This is a genomic window from Paenibacillus sp. B46(2026) (assembly GCF_056786355.1).
On sequence record NZ_CM165907.1, the window covers coordinates 114,277 to 134,652 of the forward strand.

General features: G+C 47.1%; 17 protein-coding genes. 14 read left to right on the forward strand and 3 right to left on the reverse strand.

Annotation, left to right across the window (positions count from 1 at the left end):
- Positions 1-145 precede the first annotated feature (145 nt).
- Positions 146-2,224 (reverse strand): transglycosylase domain-containing protein, encoded by a 2,079-nt coding sequence (locus AC1S8V_RS00545; protein ID WP_482072035.1) that lies wholly within the window; start codon positions 2,222-2,224, stop codon positions 146-148.
- A 191-nt stretch (positions 2,225-2,415) separates the two neighbouring features.
- On the opposite strand from AC1S8V_RS00545, the gene AC1S8V_RS00550 reads away from it, so the two are divergent.
- Genes AC1S8V_RS00550 through speB form a run of 3 tightly spaced genes read left to right on the forward strand, consistent with a single transcriptional unit; the run spans position 2,416 to position 4,273 of the window.
- Positions 2,416-2,556 (forward strand): hypothetical protein, encoded by a 141-nt coding sequence (locus tag AC1S8V_RS00550; protein WP_482072036.1) that lies wholly within the window; start codon positions 2,416-2,418, stop codon positions 2,554-2,556.
- 5 nt (positions 2,557-2,561) lie between these two features.
- The gene (gene speE / locus AC1S8V_RS00555) at positions 2,562-3,389 is read left to right on the forward strand and encodes a polyamine aminopropyltransferase (RefSeq protein ID WP_336766068.1); all 828 of its coding nucleotides are present in this window, start codon (positions 2,562-2,564) and stop codon (positions 3,387-3,389) included.
- Between the two features lie 14 nt (positions 3,390-3,403).
- A complete protein-coding gene (speB, locus tag AC1S8V_RS00560; protein ID WP_482072037.1) occupies positions 3,404-4,273 on the forward strand; it encodes an agmatinase in 870 nt (289 codons plus the stop codon).
- Positions 4,274-4,683: 410 nt separating this feature from the next.
- Here the strand turns inward: speB and AC1S8V_RS00565 are convergent, their stop codons facing one another.
- Positions 4,684-4,815, reverse strand: coding sequence for a hypothetical protein (locus tag AC1S8V_RS00565; RefSeq protein ID WP_017691304.1), 132 nt, complete (start codon positions 4,813-4,815; stop codon positions 4,684-4,686).
- Between the two features lie 602 nt (positions 4,816-5,417).
- Here AC1S8V_RS00565 and AC1S8V_RS00570 point away from each other — a divergent pair.
- The 5 genes from AC1S8V_RS00570 to argS all read left to right on the forward strand — a co-directional run bounded on the left by AC1S8V_RS00570 (position 5,418) and on the right by argS (position 10,942).
- A complete protein-coding gene (locus AC1S8V_RS00570) occupies positions 5,418-6,605 on the forward strand; it encodes a WD40/YVTN/BNR-like repeat-containing protein (RefSeq protein WP_482072038.1) in 1,188 nt (395 codons plus the stop codon).
- Positions 6,606-6,823: 218 nt separating this feature from the next.
- Positions 6,824-8,305 carry an alpha-N-arabinofuranosidase gene (locus AC1S8V_RS00575; RefSeq protein WP_482072039.1) on the forward strand — a complete coding sequence of 494 codons (1,482 nt, stop codon included), beginning with the start codon at positions 6,824-6,826 and terminating at the stop codon, positions 8,303-8,305.
- A gap of 3 nt (positions 8,306-8,308) precedes the next feature.
- Positions 8,309-8,575, forward strand: a complete 267-nt coding sequence (locus AC1S8V_RS00580) for a DUF6171 family protein (protein ID WP_458124852.1) — start codon at positions 8,309-8,311, stop codon at positions 8,573-8,575.
- 265 nt (positions 8,576-8,840) lie between these two features.
- The gene (locus tag AC1S8V_RS00585) at positions 8,841-9,266 is read left to right on the forward strand and encodes a YwiB family protein (protein ID WP_482072040.1); all 426 of its coding nucleotides are present in this window, start codon (positions 8,841-8,843) and stop codon (positions 9,264-9,266) included.
- Positions 9,263-10,942, forward strand: a complete 1,680-nt coding sequence (gene argS / locus AC1S8V_RS00590; protein WP_482072041.1) for an arginine--tRNA ligase — start codon at positions 9,263-9,265, stop codon at positions 10,940-10,942. Before AC1S8V_RS00585 ends, argS begins: the two co-directional genes overlap by 4 nt.
- Before the next feature lie 284 nt (positions 10,943-11,226).
- Here argS and AC1S8V_RS00595 read toward each other — a convergent pair whose 3' ends face one another.
- The gene (locus AC1S8V_RS00595) at positions 11,227-12,381 is read right to left on the reverse strand and encodes a S8 family peptidase (protein WP_482072042.1); all 1,155 of its coding nucleotides are present in this window, start codon (positions 12,379-12,381) and stop codon (positions 11,227-11,229) included.
- 406 nt (positions 12,382-12,787) lie between these two features.
- On the opposite strand from AC1S8V_RS00595, the gene rpoE reads away from it, so the two are divergent.
- From rpoE to rho, 6 genes are all read left to right on the forward strand, one after another.
- Entirely contained in the window at positions 12,788-13,357 is a 570-nt protein-coding gene (gene rpoE, locus AC1S8V_RS00600; protein WP_124118867.1) for a DNA-directed RNA polymerase subunit delta, read from the forward strand.
- Positions 13,358-13,810: 453 nt separating this feature from the next.
- Positions 13,811-15,415 carry a CTP synthase gene (gene pyrG / locus AC1S8V_RS00605; RefSeq protein ID WP_482072043.1) on the forward strand — a complete coding sequence of 535 codons (1,605 nt, stop codon included), beginning with the start codon at positions 13,811-13,813 and terminating at the stop codon, positions 15,413-15,415.
- Positions 15,416-15,640: 225 nt separating this feature from the next.
- Positions 15,641-16,027 carry a response regulator gene (locus AC1S8V_RS00610; RefSeq protein WP_458124858.1) on the forward strand — a complete coding sequence of 129 codons (387 nt, stop codon included), beginning with the start codon at positions 15,641-15,643 and terminating at the stop codon, positions 16,025-16,027.
- A 260-nt stretch (positions 16,028-16,287) separates the two neighbouring features.
- Positions 16,288-17,142, forward strand: a complete 855-nt coding sequence (gene fba, locus AC1S8V_RS00615) for a class II fructose-1,6-bisphosphate aldolase (protein ID WP_145326613.1) — start codon at positions 16,288-16,290, stop codon at positions 17,140-17,142.
- A gap of 147 nt (positions 17,143-17,289) precedes the next feature.
- Entirely contained in the window at positions 17,290-18,543 is a 1,254-nt protein-coding gene (gene murA, locus AC1S8V_RS00620) for a UDP-N-acetylglucosamine 1-carboxyvinyltransferase (RefSeq protein ID WP_253429002.1), read from the forward strand.
- A gap of 469 nt (positions 18,544-19,012) precedes the next feature.
- A complete protein-coding gene (gene rho / locus AC1S8V_RS00625; protein WP_036607258.1) occupies positions 19,013-20,338 on the forward strand; it encodes a transcription termination factor Rho in 1,326 nt (441 codons plus the stop codon).
- The last annotated feature ends 38 nt before the right edge of the window (positions 20,339-20,376 follow it).

Genomic DNA, 20,376 nt, shown 5'->3' on the forward strand with positions numbered 1-20,376 from the left:
GAAAGTTCGGTTCGGGGCCTTTTGCGTGTACGTTAACGGTATTCATCGAACTGAATAATTATGAGTTTTCTTTGAAGTGGAATTTCCAAATGTCTATTTTAATCAGGGAGCGGGAGCGACGTAATTAAGTCATCTCGTGTTTTCGTCATTCAACCCACCAACGTTTGAAGTCACTCCACCAGGAATGCTTCTCTTCCTGGATGCCTTGTTGATTATCTACCTGACGGGCTTTCTGGTCCTCTCCTGGATCCGAATCATCCGTCGTGCCATGACATACTTCTGTCGGTTCAGTACCATCAATAAAGACTTCCAGTCGCTTCTCTTCACAACCGTTTCCTGCCAGCTTGCCAGATTCCGGGTCAATATAGACACTTACAACATGATCAGGCACGGTGAAAATTTTGGGTGGTACGCTTGCAAGTGCCTGTTCTGTGAACTGGGCAAAGATTGGTGCCGCCCGGCGGCCATCCGAAGTCGAGATGGCTTTGCCTTGGTCGTACCCAACCCATACAGCGGTGGAGAGCTCGGGTGTGAACCCAACCAGCCAGGCATCCGTATTGGTCGTCCCTGTTTTCCCGGCTACCGGACGTTTGATGGCGGCAGATACCCGGTTACCCGTTCCCCCATTTTCGAATACACTTTCCATCAAACGAGTCAGTACATAAGCTGCCGCAGGTTCCACCACGGTCTCAGCCTTGGTTTGAGGCGATTCATAGAGTACACGTCCTGCTGCATCCGTTACTTGCAGAATAGCGACAGGTGGTGTCCGTTGTCCACCAGCAGCAATGACGGAAAAGGCCGACGCCATCTCCAGCGGACTGACAGGTGAGGTTCCCAGGGCAAGGGAAGGCACAGGGCTCAGGTTGCTTGTAATGCCGAGGTTTTTCGCCATGCTCACAACCTGCTCAGGGCCGATCTGCATAATGGTATTCACCGCATAGATATTGTCTGAAGCGGCGATCGCCTGCCTAAGATCAATCTCACCCAGATATTTGTCTCCAAAGTTGCCAGGTTTATAGGTTTTGCGGTCATTGTCATAATGAAACAGGGTGGGTTCACTGTTAAACATGGATGCACTGGTGAGCTGCTTGGATTCCAAGGCTGCCAGATACATAATGGGTTTAAATGCCGAACCTGGCTGGCGTGTGGTCGCCAGTACATGGTTAATCTGATTGGTGCGGTAGTTTTTGCCGCCCACCATGGCTTTGATGTAACCTGTGCGAGGGTCAATAGACACGAGGGCCGTCTCCAGCTCGCTTTTGGCATCCATACCTTTTGCTACAGCATCTTCGGCCGCTTTTTGTACACGTAGATCCAGTGTGGTGTAGATATTCAATCCCCCATGATCCAGCATTGCTTCACTGATTCCCAGCTCTTTGATGGCCAGACTTCGAATATAGTCCCGGAAATAAGGAGCACTTTCCACCGTTTTACGTTCACTTTCCGGCTTGAACGAAAGCATTTTCTCATAGGCCTTATCTGCTTCGGCCTGGGTGATCTTGCCGATATCCGCCATGGCATTCAGCACAATCTTCTGCCGGTCTTTGGCATTCTTCATATGATTATAGGGTGAATAGTAGGTGGGTCCTTTCGGGATTCCTGCCAGCATGGCACTCTCTGCGAGATCCAGCTGTTTGGCTGATTTGCCAAAATACATTCGTGAAGCCGCTTCGATTCCGTATGCTCCATGCCCATAATAGATTTCGTTCAGATACATCTGCAAAATTTCATCTTTGCTATATTTCATTTCCAATTGCGCCGTGTACATGGCTTCCTTTGCTTTGCGAGTCCATGTTTTCTCATGAGACAGATACAGGTTACGCGCCAATTGTTGGGTTAATGTACTCGCACCCTGTGACATCTGCATGTGTTCGAGGTTAACGAGCACAGCCCGTCCCATCCCTTGAACGTCGAAACCGTAGTGATTATAGAATTTGCGGTCCTCTACAGCCAGAGTGGCGTTGACCAGATCCGGAGCAATATCCTCCAGTTGAACGGGAACAGAGTCTTTGCCACCTGCGGAGAAGGTAGCGATCACTTCACCTTGACTGTCCAGCAATCGTGAATTCCGATCAGAGTCTGCGAGGGGCAGGCTGGTTGCGTATAGGTACACCAATCCCGCAGCGGTAGCAAGCATAGCGAGCACGGCGAGCAGAGACAGGTTTTTAAACAATTTCCGTACACGGAACCCGCGTTTGCGGGTCTTTGGGTTTGGCTTGGTCATGGAACGGGCTCCTCTCTTTTCTTCCAGTATGGGACTTGAATGGCAGGGATATTCAATCGGGTGCATAAGCAAACAAAATGTAGCATTTTCCCCGGAAAAACCGTTTTGCAGTATAAACATCAATCGCGTATAATGCAAAAGGGTAATGAAAAGGTAAGATTCGGTACAAGATATACTATCTATATAATGAAGTGAACCGCGGAACTTTCCCGCAGGCCAGCAATCATAACGCGATATGGCGCCGAACGCTGGACGTGCTTGGGCGAACCGATTATAGTGCACAGCACTTGGGTCGGGTATGGCTGATCATTAACTTTACGGAAAGAAGGTAGAGATTATGGAATTGTGGTTTACGGAGAAACAGACCCCGGTATTCGGGATCACCGCGAAGATTAAGCAGACCTATGTTACAGAGAAAACCAATTTTCAGGATTTGGCCATGGTAGAGACCGAGGAATTCGGTAACATGTTGCTTCTTGATGGCATGGTGATGACTACCGTAAAAGACGAGTTCGTATATCACGAAATGGCAGCTCATCCTGCGCTGAACACTCACCCGAATCCGAAAAAAGTTCTGGTTGTCGGTGGCGGTGATGGTGGAGTCATTCGTGAAGTGATTAAGCATGCTGCTGTAGAAAAAGCAGTTCTCGTCGAAATCGACGGTAAAGTTATTGAGTACTCCAAAAAATATTTGCCTGAAATCGCCGGCAAGTTGGACGAGCCTAATGTTGAAGTGCTCGTGAACGACGGCTACATGCATATTATTGAACATAAAAATGAATACGATGTGATCATCGTAGACTCCACGGAGCCTGTTGGTCCGGCTGCTCCATTGTTTGAGCGTGGTTTCTACCAAGGCATCTACGAAGCGTTAAAAGAAGACGGAATCTTCGTTGCCCAAACGGACAACCCCTGGTTCAAGGCGGATCTGATCCAGAAGGTGAACAAAGACGTCAAAGAAATCTTCCCGATCGTACATGTGTACGGCTGTAATATTCCAACATATCCAAGTGGTTTGTGGACATTCACCATGGGTAGCAAGAAACATGACCCGCTCGAAGTGGATGAGACTCAAATCCCGGAGATGGATACCAAGTATTACTCTCCGCGTCTGCACAAAGCAGCATTTGTACTTCCTAAATTCGTGGAAGATTTAACGAAATAAAGGGGAAATCATTAATGAAATTGGATCAAGCTTATTCAGGAAACGTATTTATTTGCAGCTCTGAGGATTATGAGAACTCGAAAGCAGTTATCTATGGTATGCCGATGGATTACACCGTCAGCTTCCGTCCGGGTTCCCGTTTCGGCCCATCTCATATCCGTCAAGCATCGGTTGGACTTGAAGAGTACAGCCCGTACCTCGACAAAAGCCTTGTAGACATGACGTACTTTGACGCTGGAGACTTGCTCTTGCCTTTCGGTAACGCGGGACGCAGCCTTGAAGTGATTCATGAATACATTGGCAGTCTGCTCGCAGACGATAAATTCCCAATTGGATTGGGTGGCGAGCATTTGGTTACTTGGCCAGTCATTCAACAGATGTACAAGAAGTACCCGGATCTTATCCTGATTCATATTGATGCACACGCTGACCTGCGTGAAAACTATGAAGGCGAGCCATTGTCCCACTCCACGCCAGTACGTAAAGCAGCAGAGCTTATGGGTGGCAAAAACATCTATCAGTTCGGTATCCGTTCCGGCTCCCGTGAGGAGTTCCAGTATGGTCGTGAGAACATCAACTTCTATCCGTTTGAAGTAGCAGCTCCAATGAAGAAGGCCCTTCCGAAGATGGGCAACCGTCCGGTATATGTGACCATCGACATCGATGTGCTTGATCCGTCTGCAGCACCAGGAACAGGCACAGCAGAAGCGGGCGGCATTACGTCCAAAGAACTGCTGGAAGCCATCCACATGATTGCAGGATCTGATGTAAATGTAGTCGGTTGCGATCTGGTTGAAGTAGCACCGATCTACGATCCAACACAACAGACACAGATTGTGGCTGCGAAGATGATCCGTGAAATGCTGCTTGGATTCGTGAAGTAATTACAGAATGATCGATAAACTTAATGCTCTCTGTCTGCGCGATTTCAAATTTTGCGCAGGGGAGGGTGTTTTTTTTGTAAACGTTCATCCCTGTGTCCTCAACTATTCCAGCTTAAGGAACGGACTGGATGGTAGATCCGAAACTATTCTGCCAAGCGAAAAAGTTAAGTTAACTTAATTTAACTTTTATCTAGAGCTGTGCTATACTGACTACATAAGTATTCAGTAGTATATGAATTGATATATTACATTCGTGAAGTATATGGTGATCGGGTTCGACCATATACTAAAAAAGAGTCTTCACCGCGTCAACGGTAAAGACTCTTAGGACCCGAAAGGCTGTGGATGGCCACGGCGCGCCAGAATTAAATAGTGCAATTCAAGCGAAACCCACCGTCAGGCGTCCAACCTTATGAGGTGGGTTTTCGCTTGCTACGAAACTTTTTGCGCAACCAACGGTAAAGCTTTCGTCCACTCAGTACAATACTAAGGATCGCAGCAATCCATCGGATTACATCAAGCAACGCCACAAGTTTGACCATCGACGTCACCCCCTTTCGGGAAGCTGCGCCGTGGTCTGAAAAACATCCACCGTTATTCAAAAGTCCATAAGACTGATTATAGCACGTCTGTTCCCATTCCACTACCATTTGTTGTATATGTTAGTACCGTCATCGTCATGTAGATGACCATGCTTTATATATAAATAATATGGAAATAGAGGAAGGTGAATGTGTATGCGTGTGATTTGGGCTCAATTGAGTATGTATCCCAAATGGCTAACTGCAGCTTTTATAGTGTTTGTCATCAATTTTGTATTAGCAGTGACGATATTTCTCAACTTCACGTTAATGGTGGCTAATCTGGCCATGCTTTTTGCTGCATATAGTATTCGGGAATATAAATACAACAAAATATATTTTAGTTTATGCCTTTTCTTAAGTATCAGTTTTGTTATCATTGGTATCCAGACATTTCCGATTTAACCTAGAGTACACAACGTTTAGTGATGAATCACCCTTGCCTGCATGATACCAATCGTGGGTAAAGGTGGTTTTTTTCTTGCGAAATTGTCATCGGGCTTCACTGGATTGTTACGTTAACACAATCGAAATTGGGTAAAACCATAGAAGGAGGTGTTACGATGACAATCAAGAGAACGATGACATGGAAACGGATTGGTGCAATCGCATTATCGTTAACGCTGGCTTGGGGGATGGGACCGGTACATACGCTATCAGGCGCTAACGCTGCATCCTCGCAGGCATGTGGAAAGGGAGACCATGGACTTGCTGCTACATTGAAAAAAGGCAGCGGTGTGGAAAAGCAACACCTGCAATTTACTGACATTGATTTCCTTAATGATACGACTGGACGAGCTGGGGGTGAAGGCTTCCTGATCGGCACATCGAATGCAGGATGTACGTGGCAGTCCATATATACCGGGCAGTGGCAATTCACACAGCTTGATTTTCCGAATAATGTGAATGGATATGCGTTGGCACAAGTGAAGAATTCACCTGCAACCTATCTGATCCGTACCCATGACGGGGGATCTCACTGGACGCGTCTCGATATGCCGGGCATTCAATTCAAACGAATCGATTTCCGCAATAAAGATGTAGGTTATGGCTACACCTATAGTGGTGCATATCAGACGAAGGATGGCGGGGTGACCTGGAGTAAAATCAACACACCTGCCAATACGCGAGCAGCTGCCTTCGCGACAGAGAAGCAAGGGGATGCCGTCGTGGTTGTACCCGGATCGGGATATCATTTGAAGCAAACGAGTGATGGGGGCAAGAACTGGACCACCTCTCTTCGAGTTGTCTCAGACACATGGAGCGGAGCGGATCTGTATGCACATGGCCAGCAAGTGTGGGCCCTACTGTATGGTGATGCAGGCATGTCCCAACAATCGTACTCCCTCTATGCGAGCGGTAATCAAGGCAAGAACTGGACCCAAGTATTTGCGCAATCCACAGCAGGAGGAGGTCCTGCGCCCGGTACAAACAGTACGGGTAAAGGAACCGGACCTGCCAATCCCGGCGGTCATCCAGGCAACATGGCGCTGATCGGTAATCAGACGGCTTATCTGTCCGCAGGTTCACCCGCAGCTGGTAAAGTGGGGATTGGGCGTTCATATGATACAGGTTCCACGTGGAAAAACATTGATCTGAAAGATCCGGGGTATAGTTCCCGTATCTCGTTCCCATCTGCCAAGACAGGTTGGCTTGTAGTAACAAGTGATAACTCCCCTGCAATCTATCAGACTACAGATGGTGGAACGACGTGGATACAAAAAATGTTGTTGCCCACACAGCAGGATTAAAGGGCCTGGTATTATGAAATAACAACGGGGCAAATCCAAATTAGAAATGAATGATAATCAATTTGGTATGTCTCTGCATGAATTTATATAATAAACAAGTCTCTTCCTGATCAATTGCACAGGAAGAGGCTTGTTTGCGTAGAAATAAAAACGGTTGAAACCTGCTTTAAAACAAGTTATTGTAAGCGATAACAATACATTTATTGGAGGTTGAAATTATGGTTGATGTTATTCTAAAGGCTGATTCAGATCAAGGATTAATAAATCGCAATATATATGGTCACTTTTCCGAACACTTGGGACGTTGTATATATGAGGGGTTGTGGGTAGGAGAAGATTCACCTATTCCGAATACGGATGGGATCCGAAATGATGTATTGACTGCCTTGCAGAAACTTAATATTCCAGTGCTTCGCTGGCCAGGCGGTTGTTTTGCCGATGAATATCACTGGAAAGATGGCGTGGGTCCGAAGAGTGAGCGTGCTCGTATGATCAATACGCATTGGGGCGGTGTGGAAGAGAACAATCACTTTGGTACACATGAATTCTTGAGATTATGTGAGTTGCTCGGCACGGAGCCGTATATCAGTGGCAACCTGGGTAGCGGTACAGTGCAGGAGATGCAGGAATGGGTGGAGTACATCACATTTGACGGTGAATCCCCGATGGCGAACTGGCGTAAGAGTAACGGCAGGGAAGAACCGTGGAAACTGAAGTATTTTGGCGTAGGGAATGAGAACTGGGGATGCGGCGGAAATATGCGTCCCGAATATTATGCGGATGAATATCGCCGGTATGCTACATACGTACGTAACTATTCCGGAAACGAGATTTATAAAATCGCTTGTGGACCCAACGAAGGCAACTATGAGTGGATGGAAGTCCTGATGCGGGAGGCTGCTCGCTTTATGGACGGAATCAGTCTTCATTATTACACCATCCCCACAGGAGAGTGGAATGATAAAGGTGCAGCCACAGGATTCGGAGAGGCTGAGTGGTTCACCACCTTGAAGAAGACGCTGTATATGGATGAATTGCTGGTGAAGCACTCCGAGATTATGGACAAATATGATCCAGAGGGCAGAGTCGGCATTATTGTGGACGAATGGGGCACGTGGTATAACGTTGAGCCGGGAACCAATCCAGGGTTTCTTTATCAACAGAATACGATGCGGGATGCTGTGCTTGCAGGCGTTAACCTGAATATTTTCAACCAACATAATAAACGGGTACACATGGCAAATCTTGCGCAGATCGTCAATGTACTTCAATCGCTTGTGCTCACGGAAGGGGACAAAATGCTCCTGACACCTACGTATCATGTATTTGATATGTATCAGGTGCATATGGATGCGCAGCGACTGGACTTGAATTATGAAAGCCCAGGATACACATTCGGAGAAGAGACCATTCCACAGCTCAGCTTATCAGCCTCTCGCAACAAGGATGGGGTCATTCATGTGACGGCTTGTAATCTAAGCCACACGGATGAGTTGGAAGTCGTATGCCAGCTGGAAGCAGCTCAAGCGGCTAAAGTATCTGGGCAGATTCTGCATCATGCTGATTTTGGTGCATTCAATACCTTTGAACAACCAAGTCACGTTCAGCCTGTAGCGTGGGATGGAATCACACTGGAGAATAACACACTGCGTTTTGTCCTTCCACCAGCATCGGTTGGGGTGCTCGCTGTAGAGGGTTAATGCATGAAAAGGCAGGAACCTTGCAAGGGGTGCAATGAACAGTATGATGTGAAGGTTAGCGACGCCAAAATGGCCAGACTTGTGGAGATTGCCTCCCGTTCGCGTCCGACGGTGCAGGATGAGGAATATGAGCGTCGACTATCCATCTGCTCTGCTTGTCCGGGATTGCAATATGGTACAACCTGCAGGCATTGTGGTTGTCTCGTACAAGTGCGAGCGAAGCTGAGTGAGTCGACATGTCCTTTTCCTTATGAATCGCAATGGGCCTGATCTGACGAACGAATCTCATTATAATGAAGCAAAAGGGAGTTGCACTTTACAGGTGTGACTCTTCTTTTTTGGCTTCATGAGGAAAAAACTCTGAATTTGGATTTGAATTGAGCGAGGGAACTGGATATAGTTATACAGTAGAGTGTAGGATAGCGAGCTATCCGGGAATATGAGGGCGTATAGCGACACAACAATACGGGAAGGGCTGTTCTCACCGGCCGTGCCTGATTTTGCGTCGCCTCGAATATAATGGAGGTTAACATTCATGTCGAACATGCGACCGGTACACATCCGGCTGCACAGCCGTTATGAAGGTGAAGATGTGCTGCAGGAAATGCAGGGTGAAGCCATGTTAAAAGGGTCCGTTCTTTATGTTCGTTATGAAGAACCGCAGGTTGGACCTGAGGGGGGGACAACCCGTACAACATTGAAGCTGGGCGGACAATCCATCAAGATTATACGTCATGGTGAGGTGGAATCGGAGCAGACTTTTGAATTGAATCGGAAGCTTCCTGGTTTCTATCGATCACCATACATGTCGTTTGCCCTGTCCACGCATACACAGAAGCTGGAACTTTCCATTCAGGGATTGAGCGCACGCGCAGCGTGGAGCTACGACTTTTACCGCTTTGATGAAGAATCCGGACATTTCGCGATTAGTTTGCATATACAGGAGGAACCAATTTCATGACACGTAATCCACTAGATACGATTAACGAACGGGTAAGCACGGCCATTGGCAATGCCATTGTGGCAGCCGGAATTGTTACGCAGGAAGAATTGCCAGCCATCACATTGGAAGTACCACGTGAGAAGACACACGGGGACTTGGCGACCAATGCTGCCATGCAACTGACCAAGATTGCCAAGCGCAATCCGCGTCAGATTGCTGAAGAGATTATTGCCAATCTGAATCTGGCTGAAGCAGGAATCGAGAAGGCTGAAATCGCTGGTCCGGGATTCATTAACTTCAAATTGGACAAGAGTTACCTTTACCCAGTACTTAAGCTTGTGCAGGAGCAGGGCAAAGATTACGGAAGAATTAACATCGGAGAAGGACGCAAAGTCGAGATGGAGTTCGTCAGTGCCAACCCGACAGGCAGTTTGCATCTGGGTCATGCCCGTGGAGCAGCTGTAGGTGATGCGCTATGTAACATCCTTGACTATGCAGGATATGATGTAACCCGTGAGTACTACATTAATGATGCAGGTAATCAGGTGTTTAATCTGGCTCGTTCCATTGAAGCTCGTTATCTGCAAGAGCTGGGTCAGGATGCTGAGATGCCTGAAGACGGTTATCACGGCGAGGATATTAAAGGGTTTGCCAAGCAACTCGTTGATGAAAAGGGTGAAGAATTGCTGTCCATGCATCCGGGTGACCGTGCGGCTTATTTCCGTGACTTTGGCCTGGAGAAGGAACTGGACAAGATCAAACGTGACTTGAATCGCTTCCGTGTTAACTTTGACATCTGGTTCAGCGAAACTTCCCTGTATGACAACGGAGAAGTGCTGCGAGTACTGGATGAATTGCGTGACCGCAATGAGATCTATGAGCAAGATGGAGCAACTTGGCTGAAAACGATGCAGTACGGTGACGACAAAGAACGTGTATTGATCAAGAACGATGGCACGTATACTTATCTGACGCCGGACATTGCTTATCACCGTGACAAATATGCGCGTGGATACGACACAATGATCAACATCTGGGGTGCCGATCACCACGGATATATTCCGCGGATGAAAGCCGCCATGCAAGCACTGGGCAATGACCCTGAGAAACTGGTGGTCTTGATTGCACAGATGGTGAGCTTGTTCCAGAACGGTGAAAAAGTGAAGATGTCCAAGCGTACAGGTAAAGCTGTAACGATGGAAGACCTGATGGATGAAGTCGGCATTGATGCCATCCGTTACTTCTTCACAATGCGCAGCATGGACTCCCATCTGGACTTTGACATGGACCTTGCCATTTCAACGTCCAATGAGAATCCGGTATTCTACGTACAATATGCGCATGCACGTGTATGCAGCGTATATCGTCAGGCTGAAGAACAAGGTATTGAACTGTTGCCACTGGCACAGATTGACCTGTCCAAGCTGACAACAGAGCACGAGTATGACCTTCTCCGCAAAATGGGAGAGCTGCCTGAGGAAATCTCGGCAGCGGCAACAGGATATGCGCCTCACCGCATCATCCGTTACGTATACGAGCTGGCATCTCTGTTCCACAGCTACTACCGTGCAGAACGTGTTATTACGGAAGACGCGCAGCAAACTCAGGCGCGTCTGGCTCTGATCGGTGCTGTGCGTACCGTTATCGCAACAGCGCTTCGTCTGGTAGGCGTAACCGCTCCTGACAAAATGTAAATTCCAGGCTCGCGGCCTACCGCCGCTCTGCCTAAGGCAAAAAGTCTCCATGTCCACGTTGAGTGTCTTCAACGTGATACATGGAGACTTTTTTTGTTGTGTACTCGGAGCTGAAGAAAACGAATGCCTGGTCCAATGCACACTAGCCTGCCCTGACATCACAGCGGAGCAACCTAGAGTCTCAGCCGCTACGTAATACTCCCTCGTGCGTACTGCCTGGGCTGGGCTACTGCGTTTCACCACGAAGCCTCAATCAAGTTCTGCTGACGACTAACAGAGCTGGCTCACTCCCCGCCCTCCTGCATTAGCCGCAGGGCGTCAATCTCACCACCACGTACCTTGTTTTTTGTGGTGGTGGTCTTGCGGGCGCGCAGCGGGATCGTAGCACGTTTAACGAATGTCTTGATTTCACTGGGGGATAGTCCGGGATGTTTCGCGAGCAGCAAGGCGATTGCACCGCTCACATGGGATGTCGCCATGGATGTGCCGCTCATCTCGTGATGCTTGCCTTGAACCCAGGAGGAGACGATCTTATCGCCAGGTGCATAGACATCTACGTATGCGCCCCGATTGCTGAAGGACGCAATACGTCTGTTTTTGTCGGTTGCCCCAACGGATATGGTCTGTGGATACCTTGCCGGATAATCAATACTGCGGCGTTTGCCGTCATTTCCTGACGAAGCAACAATGACGATTCCGGCATGATATGCACGATTAACCACGTCAAGAAGTGCTTTGCTGCGTGTTTTCATGCCAAAGCTCATATTGATGATATCAACCTTGTTTCGTACACACCAGTCGATGCCAAGCACAATGTCGGATACATAAGCTGATCCGTTGTGGTCAAATGCCTTCACCGGATAGATCAGGGAGCGTGGAGCTACACCAATCATGCCTGCGGTGCTGTTGGCTGCAGCGATAGTCCCTGCAATGTGGGTGCCGTGTCCATTGTCATCATGGGGAAGCAGGCTGCGGTTTAACAGGTTGATTCCGCGTGCCAGGGAATAACGAAGATCAGGGTGGTGGTAATCAGCACCCGTATCAATCACACCGATTTTAATCCGGTGTCCGGTAGACACAGACCATACTTTGGGTGCCCGAATCTGCTTCACTCCCCAGGGTATGCCTTGGGCATTGCTCGGTTTGCTGTGAAGTGCGGTGGCGTGAAGTGAGATGGGCACGTCTGCTTCAATCGTAATCTCATCCCCATAACGGTATAGATCCTCCGGGCGTTGCACTGGAGCGATAATGGAACGAGCCAGTCGCGAGGAGCGGACAGTTTCAAGATCAGTAAATTCATTCCGCATTCGAGACAATTCTACGAGACAGGCCTCATACTGCTGCGGTTTGGCAAATCGGATCAAATATCGCCCTCCCTGTTCTGGTTCAGGGCGTCGCATTCCGTCAATCAATTGATGCAATAAACCAGTATAGTCCATAATGGGCAGCCCCCTTCGGGATGAACATGCTGAGGTATTCTATGAATGCGCTCATCCCGCCGCATGGGGAACTTGCCCTTTTTTTACAAAAACACATTCTCTTCGTGTCAAAACGGGCGCAGGGACATATGATGGATGGAGAGCTAGAGGGCTCTTGCGGGGAACCTGGTGAGGAGCAATCCTTCAAGGGTATACAGTCAGAAGGCGGAGGGGACTCCGTCTTTTTTATTTTTTAATATATGGATGGATTGGACCTGCTCTCCGCATTTGCGTCACATCCGTACATAAAAACTTGCTTTTTAACGCTAAATAGGTTTTACTTAGGTTTGTTAATGGATATGTTATACGTAACAGTCCAGTTCGTAGGGGTTAAAAAGTGAATTTTGTGTGAGAGGAAGTGTCTGCAGTGAGTACCTCGCTCAATTTGAAAATTGATAAAGAAAAGGTAAAAGAGATCCCTTTGGTGGACCTTGCCTTTATGGTGCTGAAAGCGGCTAATACGCCGTATTACTATCGTGACTTGATGAATGAGGTAGCGAAGCAGCGCGGAATGACTGATGAAGAAATCAACGAGTTTATCGCCCAGCTATATACCGAGATTAATATCGATGGCCGTTTTGCTTGCGTCGGTACAAGTCTGTGGGGCTTGAAGCGCTGGTATCCGGTAGCTGGAACAGAAGATTCCATGACGGGTGCGAAGCGTCCGCGTATCATCAACGATGAAGACGATGATCTGGAAGATGAAGACTTCGGTGAAGAAGAAGACAGCTATAACAGCGATGAAGACTTCGACAGCACGGATAAAGACGAAGAAGAAGACGAAGAAGATGAAGACGAAGACGACATCTTTGACGAAGAAGACAGCGAAGAAGAAGTGCTGGTTGAAGATGACGATCTGGAAGATGAAGACCTCGAAGAAGACGAAGAAGAGTCCGAAAACGAGGATGAATTTGACGACGATTCTGATAATCGGTAGTCATTTTTGACGTCTATAATTTACCCGTTTCCCCGGAATAGTCAGCCTTGACAGCAGACGGGGTAACGGGTAAACTATTGCATGGGCTTATGAATGAGCGACAATATATTTATGTTTTTTATAGAAGGTGCCCCGTCCTGCGGGAGTACTTTTTTTTGTATTTTTAGAGGCATAATTTTGCAAAATGATTTCTTTTCCGTATGCTCCCGGCCAACATTTCGTGGCCCGTTTTTGTATATCAAAAACACGAAATGGAATGAAGGCTACCGGAATATTTGCACCATTTTTTGCTGTAGAACAACGTGTATTTAAACCGTCTTCGCAGAAAGAGCAGTTCGCAGATGCAGGGAATTTCTGCCATTGCTCTTTTTAACGATGATTACCTGGGAAACAGGTTACGATAACACCATATATCGCCTGAATTTCTGTACTTATATTAGGAGGGTAATAACAGTGACAAAGTATATTTTCGTGACGGGCGGAGTTGTGTCCTCCCTGGGCAAAGGGATTACGGCTGCTTCTCTGGGCAGATTGCTGAAAAACAGAGGGCTTAAGGTAACGATCCAGAAATTTGATCCATATATTAACATCGACCCGGGAACAATGAGTCCTTATCAGCACGGCGAGGTTTTTGTAACGGATGATGGCGCGGAAACGGATCTGGACCTTGGCCACTATGAACGTTTTATTGATATCAATCTCTCCAAAAACAGCAACGTCACGACTGGTAAAGTATACTCTTCCGTCATCAGCAAAGAGCGGCGCGGGGAATATCTGGGCGGAACGGTACAAGTTATTCCACACATTACGAACGAGATCAAAGAGCGTGTATTCCGCGCTGGACGTGAAGCGGGTTCGGATGTGGTTATTACGGAAATTGGCGGAACGGTGGGCGACATTGAGAGTTTGCCTTTCCTGGAAGCTATCCGTCAGATCAAGAGTGATGTAGGTCGCGACAATGTGATGTACATCCACGTAACACTTATTCCTTATATCAAAGCAGCTGGTGAAGTGAAAACAAAACCAACGCAACATAGTGTTAAGGAATTACGCAGCATCGGTATTCAACCGAATGTGATTGTATGCCGTACGGAGTATGAATTGTCTAAAGACATGAAAGCCAAGATCGCTCTCTTCTGCGACATTGATGAGAATGCCGTGGTTGAATGTCGTGATGCAGACACCTTGTATCAAGTACCTCTGAATCTGCGTGAAGAAGGCTTGGATGAGATCGTGGTAAATCACCTGAAACTGACTACTCCTGCACCGGATATGAGCGAGTGGGAAGGGCTGGTTGACCGGATCAACAAGTTGGAGCATACGGTTGAGATCGCTATTGTTGGTAAATATGTAGCGTTGCATGATGCCTACCTGAGTGTTGTTGAGTCCTTGTCTCATGCAGGATTTGCATCCAATGCCGATGTGAAAATTCGCTGGGTTCCTTCTGAAGATATTACGGATGAGAATGTAGGCGACCTGTTACATGGTATTGGCGGTATCCTTGTTCCTGGTGGATTCGGAGATCGTGGTATTGAAGGTAAAGTATCGGCAATCCGTTATGCTCGTGAGAAACAAATTCCGTTCTTCGGTATTTGCCTGGGTATGCAGGTTTCCGTTATTGAGTATGCACGTTCCATCGTTGGTTTGAATGGTGCAAACAGTTCCGAAATTAATCCGGCTACGGAATTCCCGGTGATCGACCTGTTGCCTGAGCAAAAAGATATCGAAAATCTGGGTGGCACGATGCGTCTGGGTCTGTATCCTTGTAAGCTTCAGGAAGGTTCTTTGGCGATGGCTTGTTATGATGACGAGCTGGTGTATGAGAGACACCGTCACCGGTATGAGTTCAACAATGAATACCGTGAAACGATCGAAAAAGCAGGACTGGTTATCTCGGGTACATCCCCGGATGGACGTCTGGTTGAGATTGTGGAACTTCCAGGACACCCATGGTTCCTGGCGGTACAATTCCATCCGGAATTCACTTCCCGTCCGACCCGTCCGCAACCATTGTTCCGTGAGTTTGTAAAAGCTTCTCTGGAGAATGCGCAGAAGTAATACATGGTTTTAGTGTTAACTTATAGAAATTGGGATGTTCCTGGCAACCATAGCGGATGCCGGAACATCCCTTTTTTTGCGTAAAAGTAGTTCGAAATGCTTTTTGTCATTTTATGAAGGTAGCAGGATTTTAATGGAAGAGGTAGAATACTTATCATGACGACTATGGGATAGTTATCCAGATTCGAAGGTGTACATGCTTTCCTAATTCTAGGAGGTTAAAGAGTGGAAGATAAAAAAGTTTTGATTGTTGATGACCAGAATGGTATTCGAATCCTGTTAATGGAAGTGTTCGGCAGTGAAGGATATAACACGTTTCAAGCACCCAACGGCAAGATCGCCCTGGAAATTGTGAACAATGACAAGCCTGATCTGGTACTACTCGATATGAAGATTCCTGGGATGGACGGCCTGGAAATCCTGAAGCATATTAAAGAAATTGATCCAGATATCAAGGTCATTATGATGACCGCTTATGGCGAGCTGGACATGATTAAGGAAGCCACGGATCTCGGGGCACTCATGCATTTTACAAAACCATTTGATATCGATGAGATGCGAGTGGCTGTGAATATGCAGCTTCGCAATGGTGCTGCCAACAAATGCAGCTAAATCCTGTAGATACAGGATTTTTTTGCGTGCGGAGAACATAGAAGGTGCGTGGTGGAAAAATGGGGTATTTCACTCCATCATCCGGGGAATATTGGAAATGGGGAAGTCATAAAGCGGTGTCTATGAAAACTGTGCTGCAAAGCACAGCATTTTTGCAAATGCTTGTTTAGTATTTGACATGGGATGTGGTATAATAAGCCCGTATGTGATTTCGGCTAAAAACCATAGACACAACCCAAACCCCTAGGAGGATTGAAACCATGCCATTAGTATCTATGACAGACATGTTGAACAAAGCACTTGAAGGAAAATATGCAGTTGGTCAATACAACATCAATAACCTTGAGTGGACTCAAGCGATTCTTGGTGCTGCTGAAGAAGAGAAATCCCCAGTAATCCTGGGTGTATCCGAAGGCGCAGCACGTCACATTGGTGGCTTCTACACTGTAGTTAAAATGGTAGAAGGACTCATTCACGACATGAAAATCACTGTTCCAGTTGCAATTCACCTGGACCACGGTTCAAGCTTCGACAAGTGTAAAGAAGCGATCGATGCTGGATTCACATCCGTTATGATCGACGGTTCCCACCACTCTATCGATGAGAACATCGAAATGACTAAAAAAGTTGTTGAATATGCACACGCTAAAGGCGTTTCTGTAGAAGCTGAAGTAGGTACTGTAGGCGGACAAGAAGACGACGTTATCGGCGGTATCATGTATGCTGACCTGAACGAGTGTATCCGTATCGTTAAAGAAACAGGTATCGACACATTGGCACCAGCTCTTGGTTCCGTACACGGTCCTTACCATGGCGAGCCTAACCTGGGCTTCAAAGAAATGGAAGAAGTTCGTGACGCGGTACAAGTTCCACTCGTATTGCACGGTGGTACAGGTATTCCTAAACACGACATCGACAAAGCCATTTCCCTGGGTACATCCAAAATCAACGTAAACACAGAGAACCAAATTGCTTTCGCAAAAGTGGTTCGTGAAGTGCTTGCAGCTAAACCAGATGCTTACGATCCACGTACATTCATCGTACCAGGCCGTGATGCAATCAAAGAAACAGTTAAAGGTAAAATCCGCGAATTTGGTTCCAACAACAAAGCGTAATTTATCTTTACCAGTTCCATACTGTGAAATGGAAGAACACCGCCTAGCCGGTGTCTTTCCATTTTCACACCTTATTTCTACATTGGATGCCAACAGCACGTATTGCCGTTCATCGGCTGCAAAACACGTAGGGGGACATTAAGCTTTATGGAAAAATTGATGATTAGTGGCGGACGTCCGTTACAGGGAACTGTAACTATAAGCGGCGCCAAGAACAGCGCCATTGCGCTTATTCCTGCAGCATTGCTTGCCGAGTCAGAAGTCGTGTTGGACAACCTCCCGCTTTTGAGTGATGTGGCGGTTTACGCAGAAATTTTGGAGGAACTCGGAGCACATGTGACGTGGGAAGGCAGTCAGATGAAGATTGATCCTTCTGACATCAAATCCATTCCTATGCCGAATGGTCCCGTGAAGAAGCTTCGTGCTTCGTATTATATGATGGGTGCATTATTAGGGCGTTTCAAAGAAGCGACCATAGGTTTACCAGGGGGCTGTAATTTCGAGCCTCGTCCAATTGATCAACATATCAAAGGTTTTGAAGCGCTTGGCGCAACCGTAACAAACGAACACGGCTCCATTCATTTGCATGCCAAAGAGCTGCGTGGAGCAAAAATCTATCTTGATGTAAGCAGTGTCGGCGCAACCATTAATATCATGCTGGCGGCTACTCGTGCCAAAGGCTCTACAATTATCGAAAACGCGGCTAAAGAGCCTGAGATTATAGATGTAGCAACACTTCTGAATTCCATGGGTGCCAGCATCAAGGGTGCAGGTACCGAAACGATCCGTATTGAAGGGGTTTCGGAGCTTAAAGGCTGCCGTCATTCCATCATTCCGGACCGTATCCAAGCGGGTACGTATATGATCGCTGCAGCAGCAACGCGTGGAGATGTTCTGATCGACAATGTGATTCCCAAACACCTGGAAGCTTTAACGGCAAAGTTGTTGGAGATGGGGGTTGGCATTGAGGAATTGGATGAAAGTATACGTGTCATTGGTAAACCAAACTATAACCACGTGGACGTGAAGGCACTTGTATATCCTGGTTTTCCAACGGATCTACAGTCACCAATGACCAGTGTTTTAACACAGGCAACCGGTGTGAGTGTCCTGAGCGACTTTGTATACAGTAATCGATTCAAGCACGTGCCAGAACTGGTGCGGATGGGTGCAAAGATTCGGGTAGAAGGACGGTCAGCGATTATTGAAGGCAGTGCATTGAACGCGGCCAAAGTAAAAGCATCCGATCTTCGCGCTGGAGCAGCACTGGTGATTGCGGGTCTCACCGTCAGTGAAGGTGTGACTGAAGTAACGGGGGTCGAATATATCGACCGTGGTTACGATCACCTGGTGACCAACCTACGCCTGCTTGGTGCAGATGTATGGCGGGAAACCGATTAATTCGTAAGCATCATGTATGATTCGGACATGCACATGTTTATTTTAGCTGAACTGCATATCCTTTCAGTAATTGGGTAAACCTGTTTTAATAGAGTTCTCAGTCTCTCCGGTATAAGACGAAATGTTTCTGTTTCCTTTCCCGGAGGGTCTTTTTTTGAATCAAACTTCATATGGCTGTAAGAACATCATTTCTCTTTCCCCAACCCCCGGTTTTGTTTGAACCTGCGCTCCATAGCCGGTCTACTTGGATCGCTGCCTCATTGTATCGTGTTCACTCATTAGCGGATTATGCCGAATATGGCCATCCCACCCGGAAAACTTACACTCAAAGACAAGTATTTGCATTATAACGGTTACATTCCGTACAATGGACAGAAGAGATTGTGGCAGACGCTGCGCTCTATAGCCGGAACATCTAGCGAAACTATCCATTTCACACGGACTTATTAATTGAATAGGTGGTTATTATATGGATCTACAAATTTCCGATTTGGAAGAAATGAAACTAACGGACCTCTACAAGCTGGCCAAAAAATATCAGATTCCTTACTATGGTACGTTAAAAAAGAAAGAATTAATCTTTGCTATATTACGTGCACAAGCTGAACAAAGCGGTCTGATGTTTATGCAAGGCGTACTCGAAATTTTACCGGAAGGTTACGGATTTCTTCGGCCGATCAACTACTTGCCAAGCACGGAAGACATCTACATCTCAGCTTCTCAGATTCGCAAGTTTGACCTAAGAACAGGTGATCTCGTATCAGGTAAGTGCAGGACGCCTAAGGAAAACGAGAGATACTTCGGTTTGTTGCAAGTCAACGCTGTAAATGGTGAGAATCCATCGGCGGCTGCAGAGCGACTTCACTTCCCGGCACTAACCCCACTGTATCCGCAGAAAAAACTGGTTCTCGAAACATCCCCCAACCATTTGTCCACACGCATTATGGATGTGCTCGCCCCGGTAGGATTGGGACAGCGCGGATTGATCGTAGCACCTCCCAAAGCGGGTAAAACACTTCTCCTCAAAGAAATTGCCAACAGCATCTCAACTAACAATCCAGAAATTGAACTGTTTGTCCTGTTGATTGATGAACGTCCAGAGGAAGTAACGGATATGTCACGTTCGGTAAAAGGGGAAGTTGTGGCTTCGACATTTGATGAACTGCCTGAGAATCATATCAAGGTGGCGGAATTGGTGCTTGAACGTGCGCTTCGTCTGGTTGAGGCTAAAAAGGATGTTGTTATCCTGCTGGATAGCATTACACGTCTTGCCCGTGCATATAACCTGGTTATTCCACCATCTGGTCGTACGCTTAGTGGTGGTATTGACCCAGCTGCATTCCATCGTCCGAAACGTTTCTTCGGTTCTGCACGGAATGTGGAAGAAGGCGGAAGTTTGACCATCCTGGCAACGGCATTAATTGATACCGGTTCACGTATGGATGACGTCATTTATGAAGAGTTTAAGGGTACGGGTAATATGGAGTTGCATCTGGACCGTCGTCTGGCTGAGCGTCGTATATTCCCGGCAATCGACATTCGTCGTTCTGGTACGCGTCGTGAAGAAGTGCTGCTCAGCAAGGAAGAGCTGGACACAATCTGGGCGATTCGCAAGAACATGAATGATTCCCATGACTTTGTCGAAGGTTTCCTGAAGAAACTTCGCAACAGCAAGACAAATGCAGAGTTTTTGGCGGCATTTGATTCAGCTGGTAATAGTCCAACAAGCAATTCGGGGACAACAACAACCCGTCGCTCACCAAGACAGACAGCTACGTCAGGTACATCGACATAAGTGTTGTTCGATCAATAACCTGCGTTTAGCAGCGTTGC

Coding starts and splice junctions, on each gene's coding strand:
- AC1S8V_RS00595 (WP_482072042.1), bottom strand. CDS start 12,381: ATGGACTATACTGGTTTATTGCATCAATTGATTGACGGAATGCGACGC.
- murA (WP_253429002.1), top strand. CDS start 17,290: ATGGAAAAATTGATGATTAGTGGCGGACGTCCGTTACAGGGAACTGTA.
- AC1S8V_RS00585 (WP_482072040.1), top strand. CDS start 8,841: ATGTCGAACATGCGACCGGTACACATCCGGCTGCACAGCCGTTATGAA.
- AC1S8V_RS00570 (WP_482072038.1), top strand. CDS start 5,418: ATGACAATCAAGAGAACGATGACATGGAAACGGATTGGTGCAATCGCA.
- AC1S8V_RS00565 (WP_017691304.1), bottom strand. CDS start 4,815: ATGGTCAAACTTGTGGCGTTGCTTGATGTAATCCGATGGATTGCTGCG.
- fba (WP_145326613.1), top strand. CDS start 16,288: ATGCCATTAGTATCTATGACAGACATGTTGAACAAAGCACTTGAAGGA.
- speB (WP_482072037.1), top strand. CDS start 3,404: ATGAAATTGGATCAAGCTTATTCAGGAAACGTATTTATTTGCAGCTCT.
- AC1S8V_RS00580 (WP_458124852.1), top strand. CDS start 8,309: ATGAAAAGGCAGGAACCTTGCAAGGGGTGCAATGAACAGTATGATGTG.
- argS (WP_482072041.1), top strand. CDS start 9,263: ATGACACGTAATCCACTAGATACGATTAACGAACGGGTAAGCACGGCC.
- speE (WP_336766068.1), top strand. CDS start 2,562: ATGGAATTGTGGTTTACGGAGAAACAGACCCCGGTATTCGGGATCACC.
- AC1S8V_RS00575 (WP_482072039.1), top strand. CDS start 6,824: ATGGTTGATGTTATTCTAAAGGCTGATTCAGATCAAGGATTAATAAAT.
- rho (WP_036607258.1), top strand. CDS start 19,013: ATGGATCTACAAATTTCCGATTTGGAAGAAATGAAACTAACGGACCTC.
- AC1S8V_RS00545 (WP_482072035.1), bottom strand. CDS start 2,224: ATGACCAAGCCAAACCCAAAGACCCGCAAACGCGGGTTCCGTGTACGG.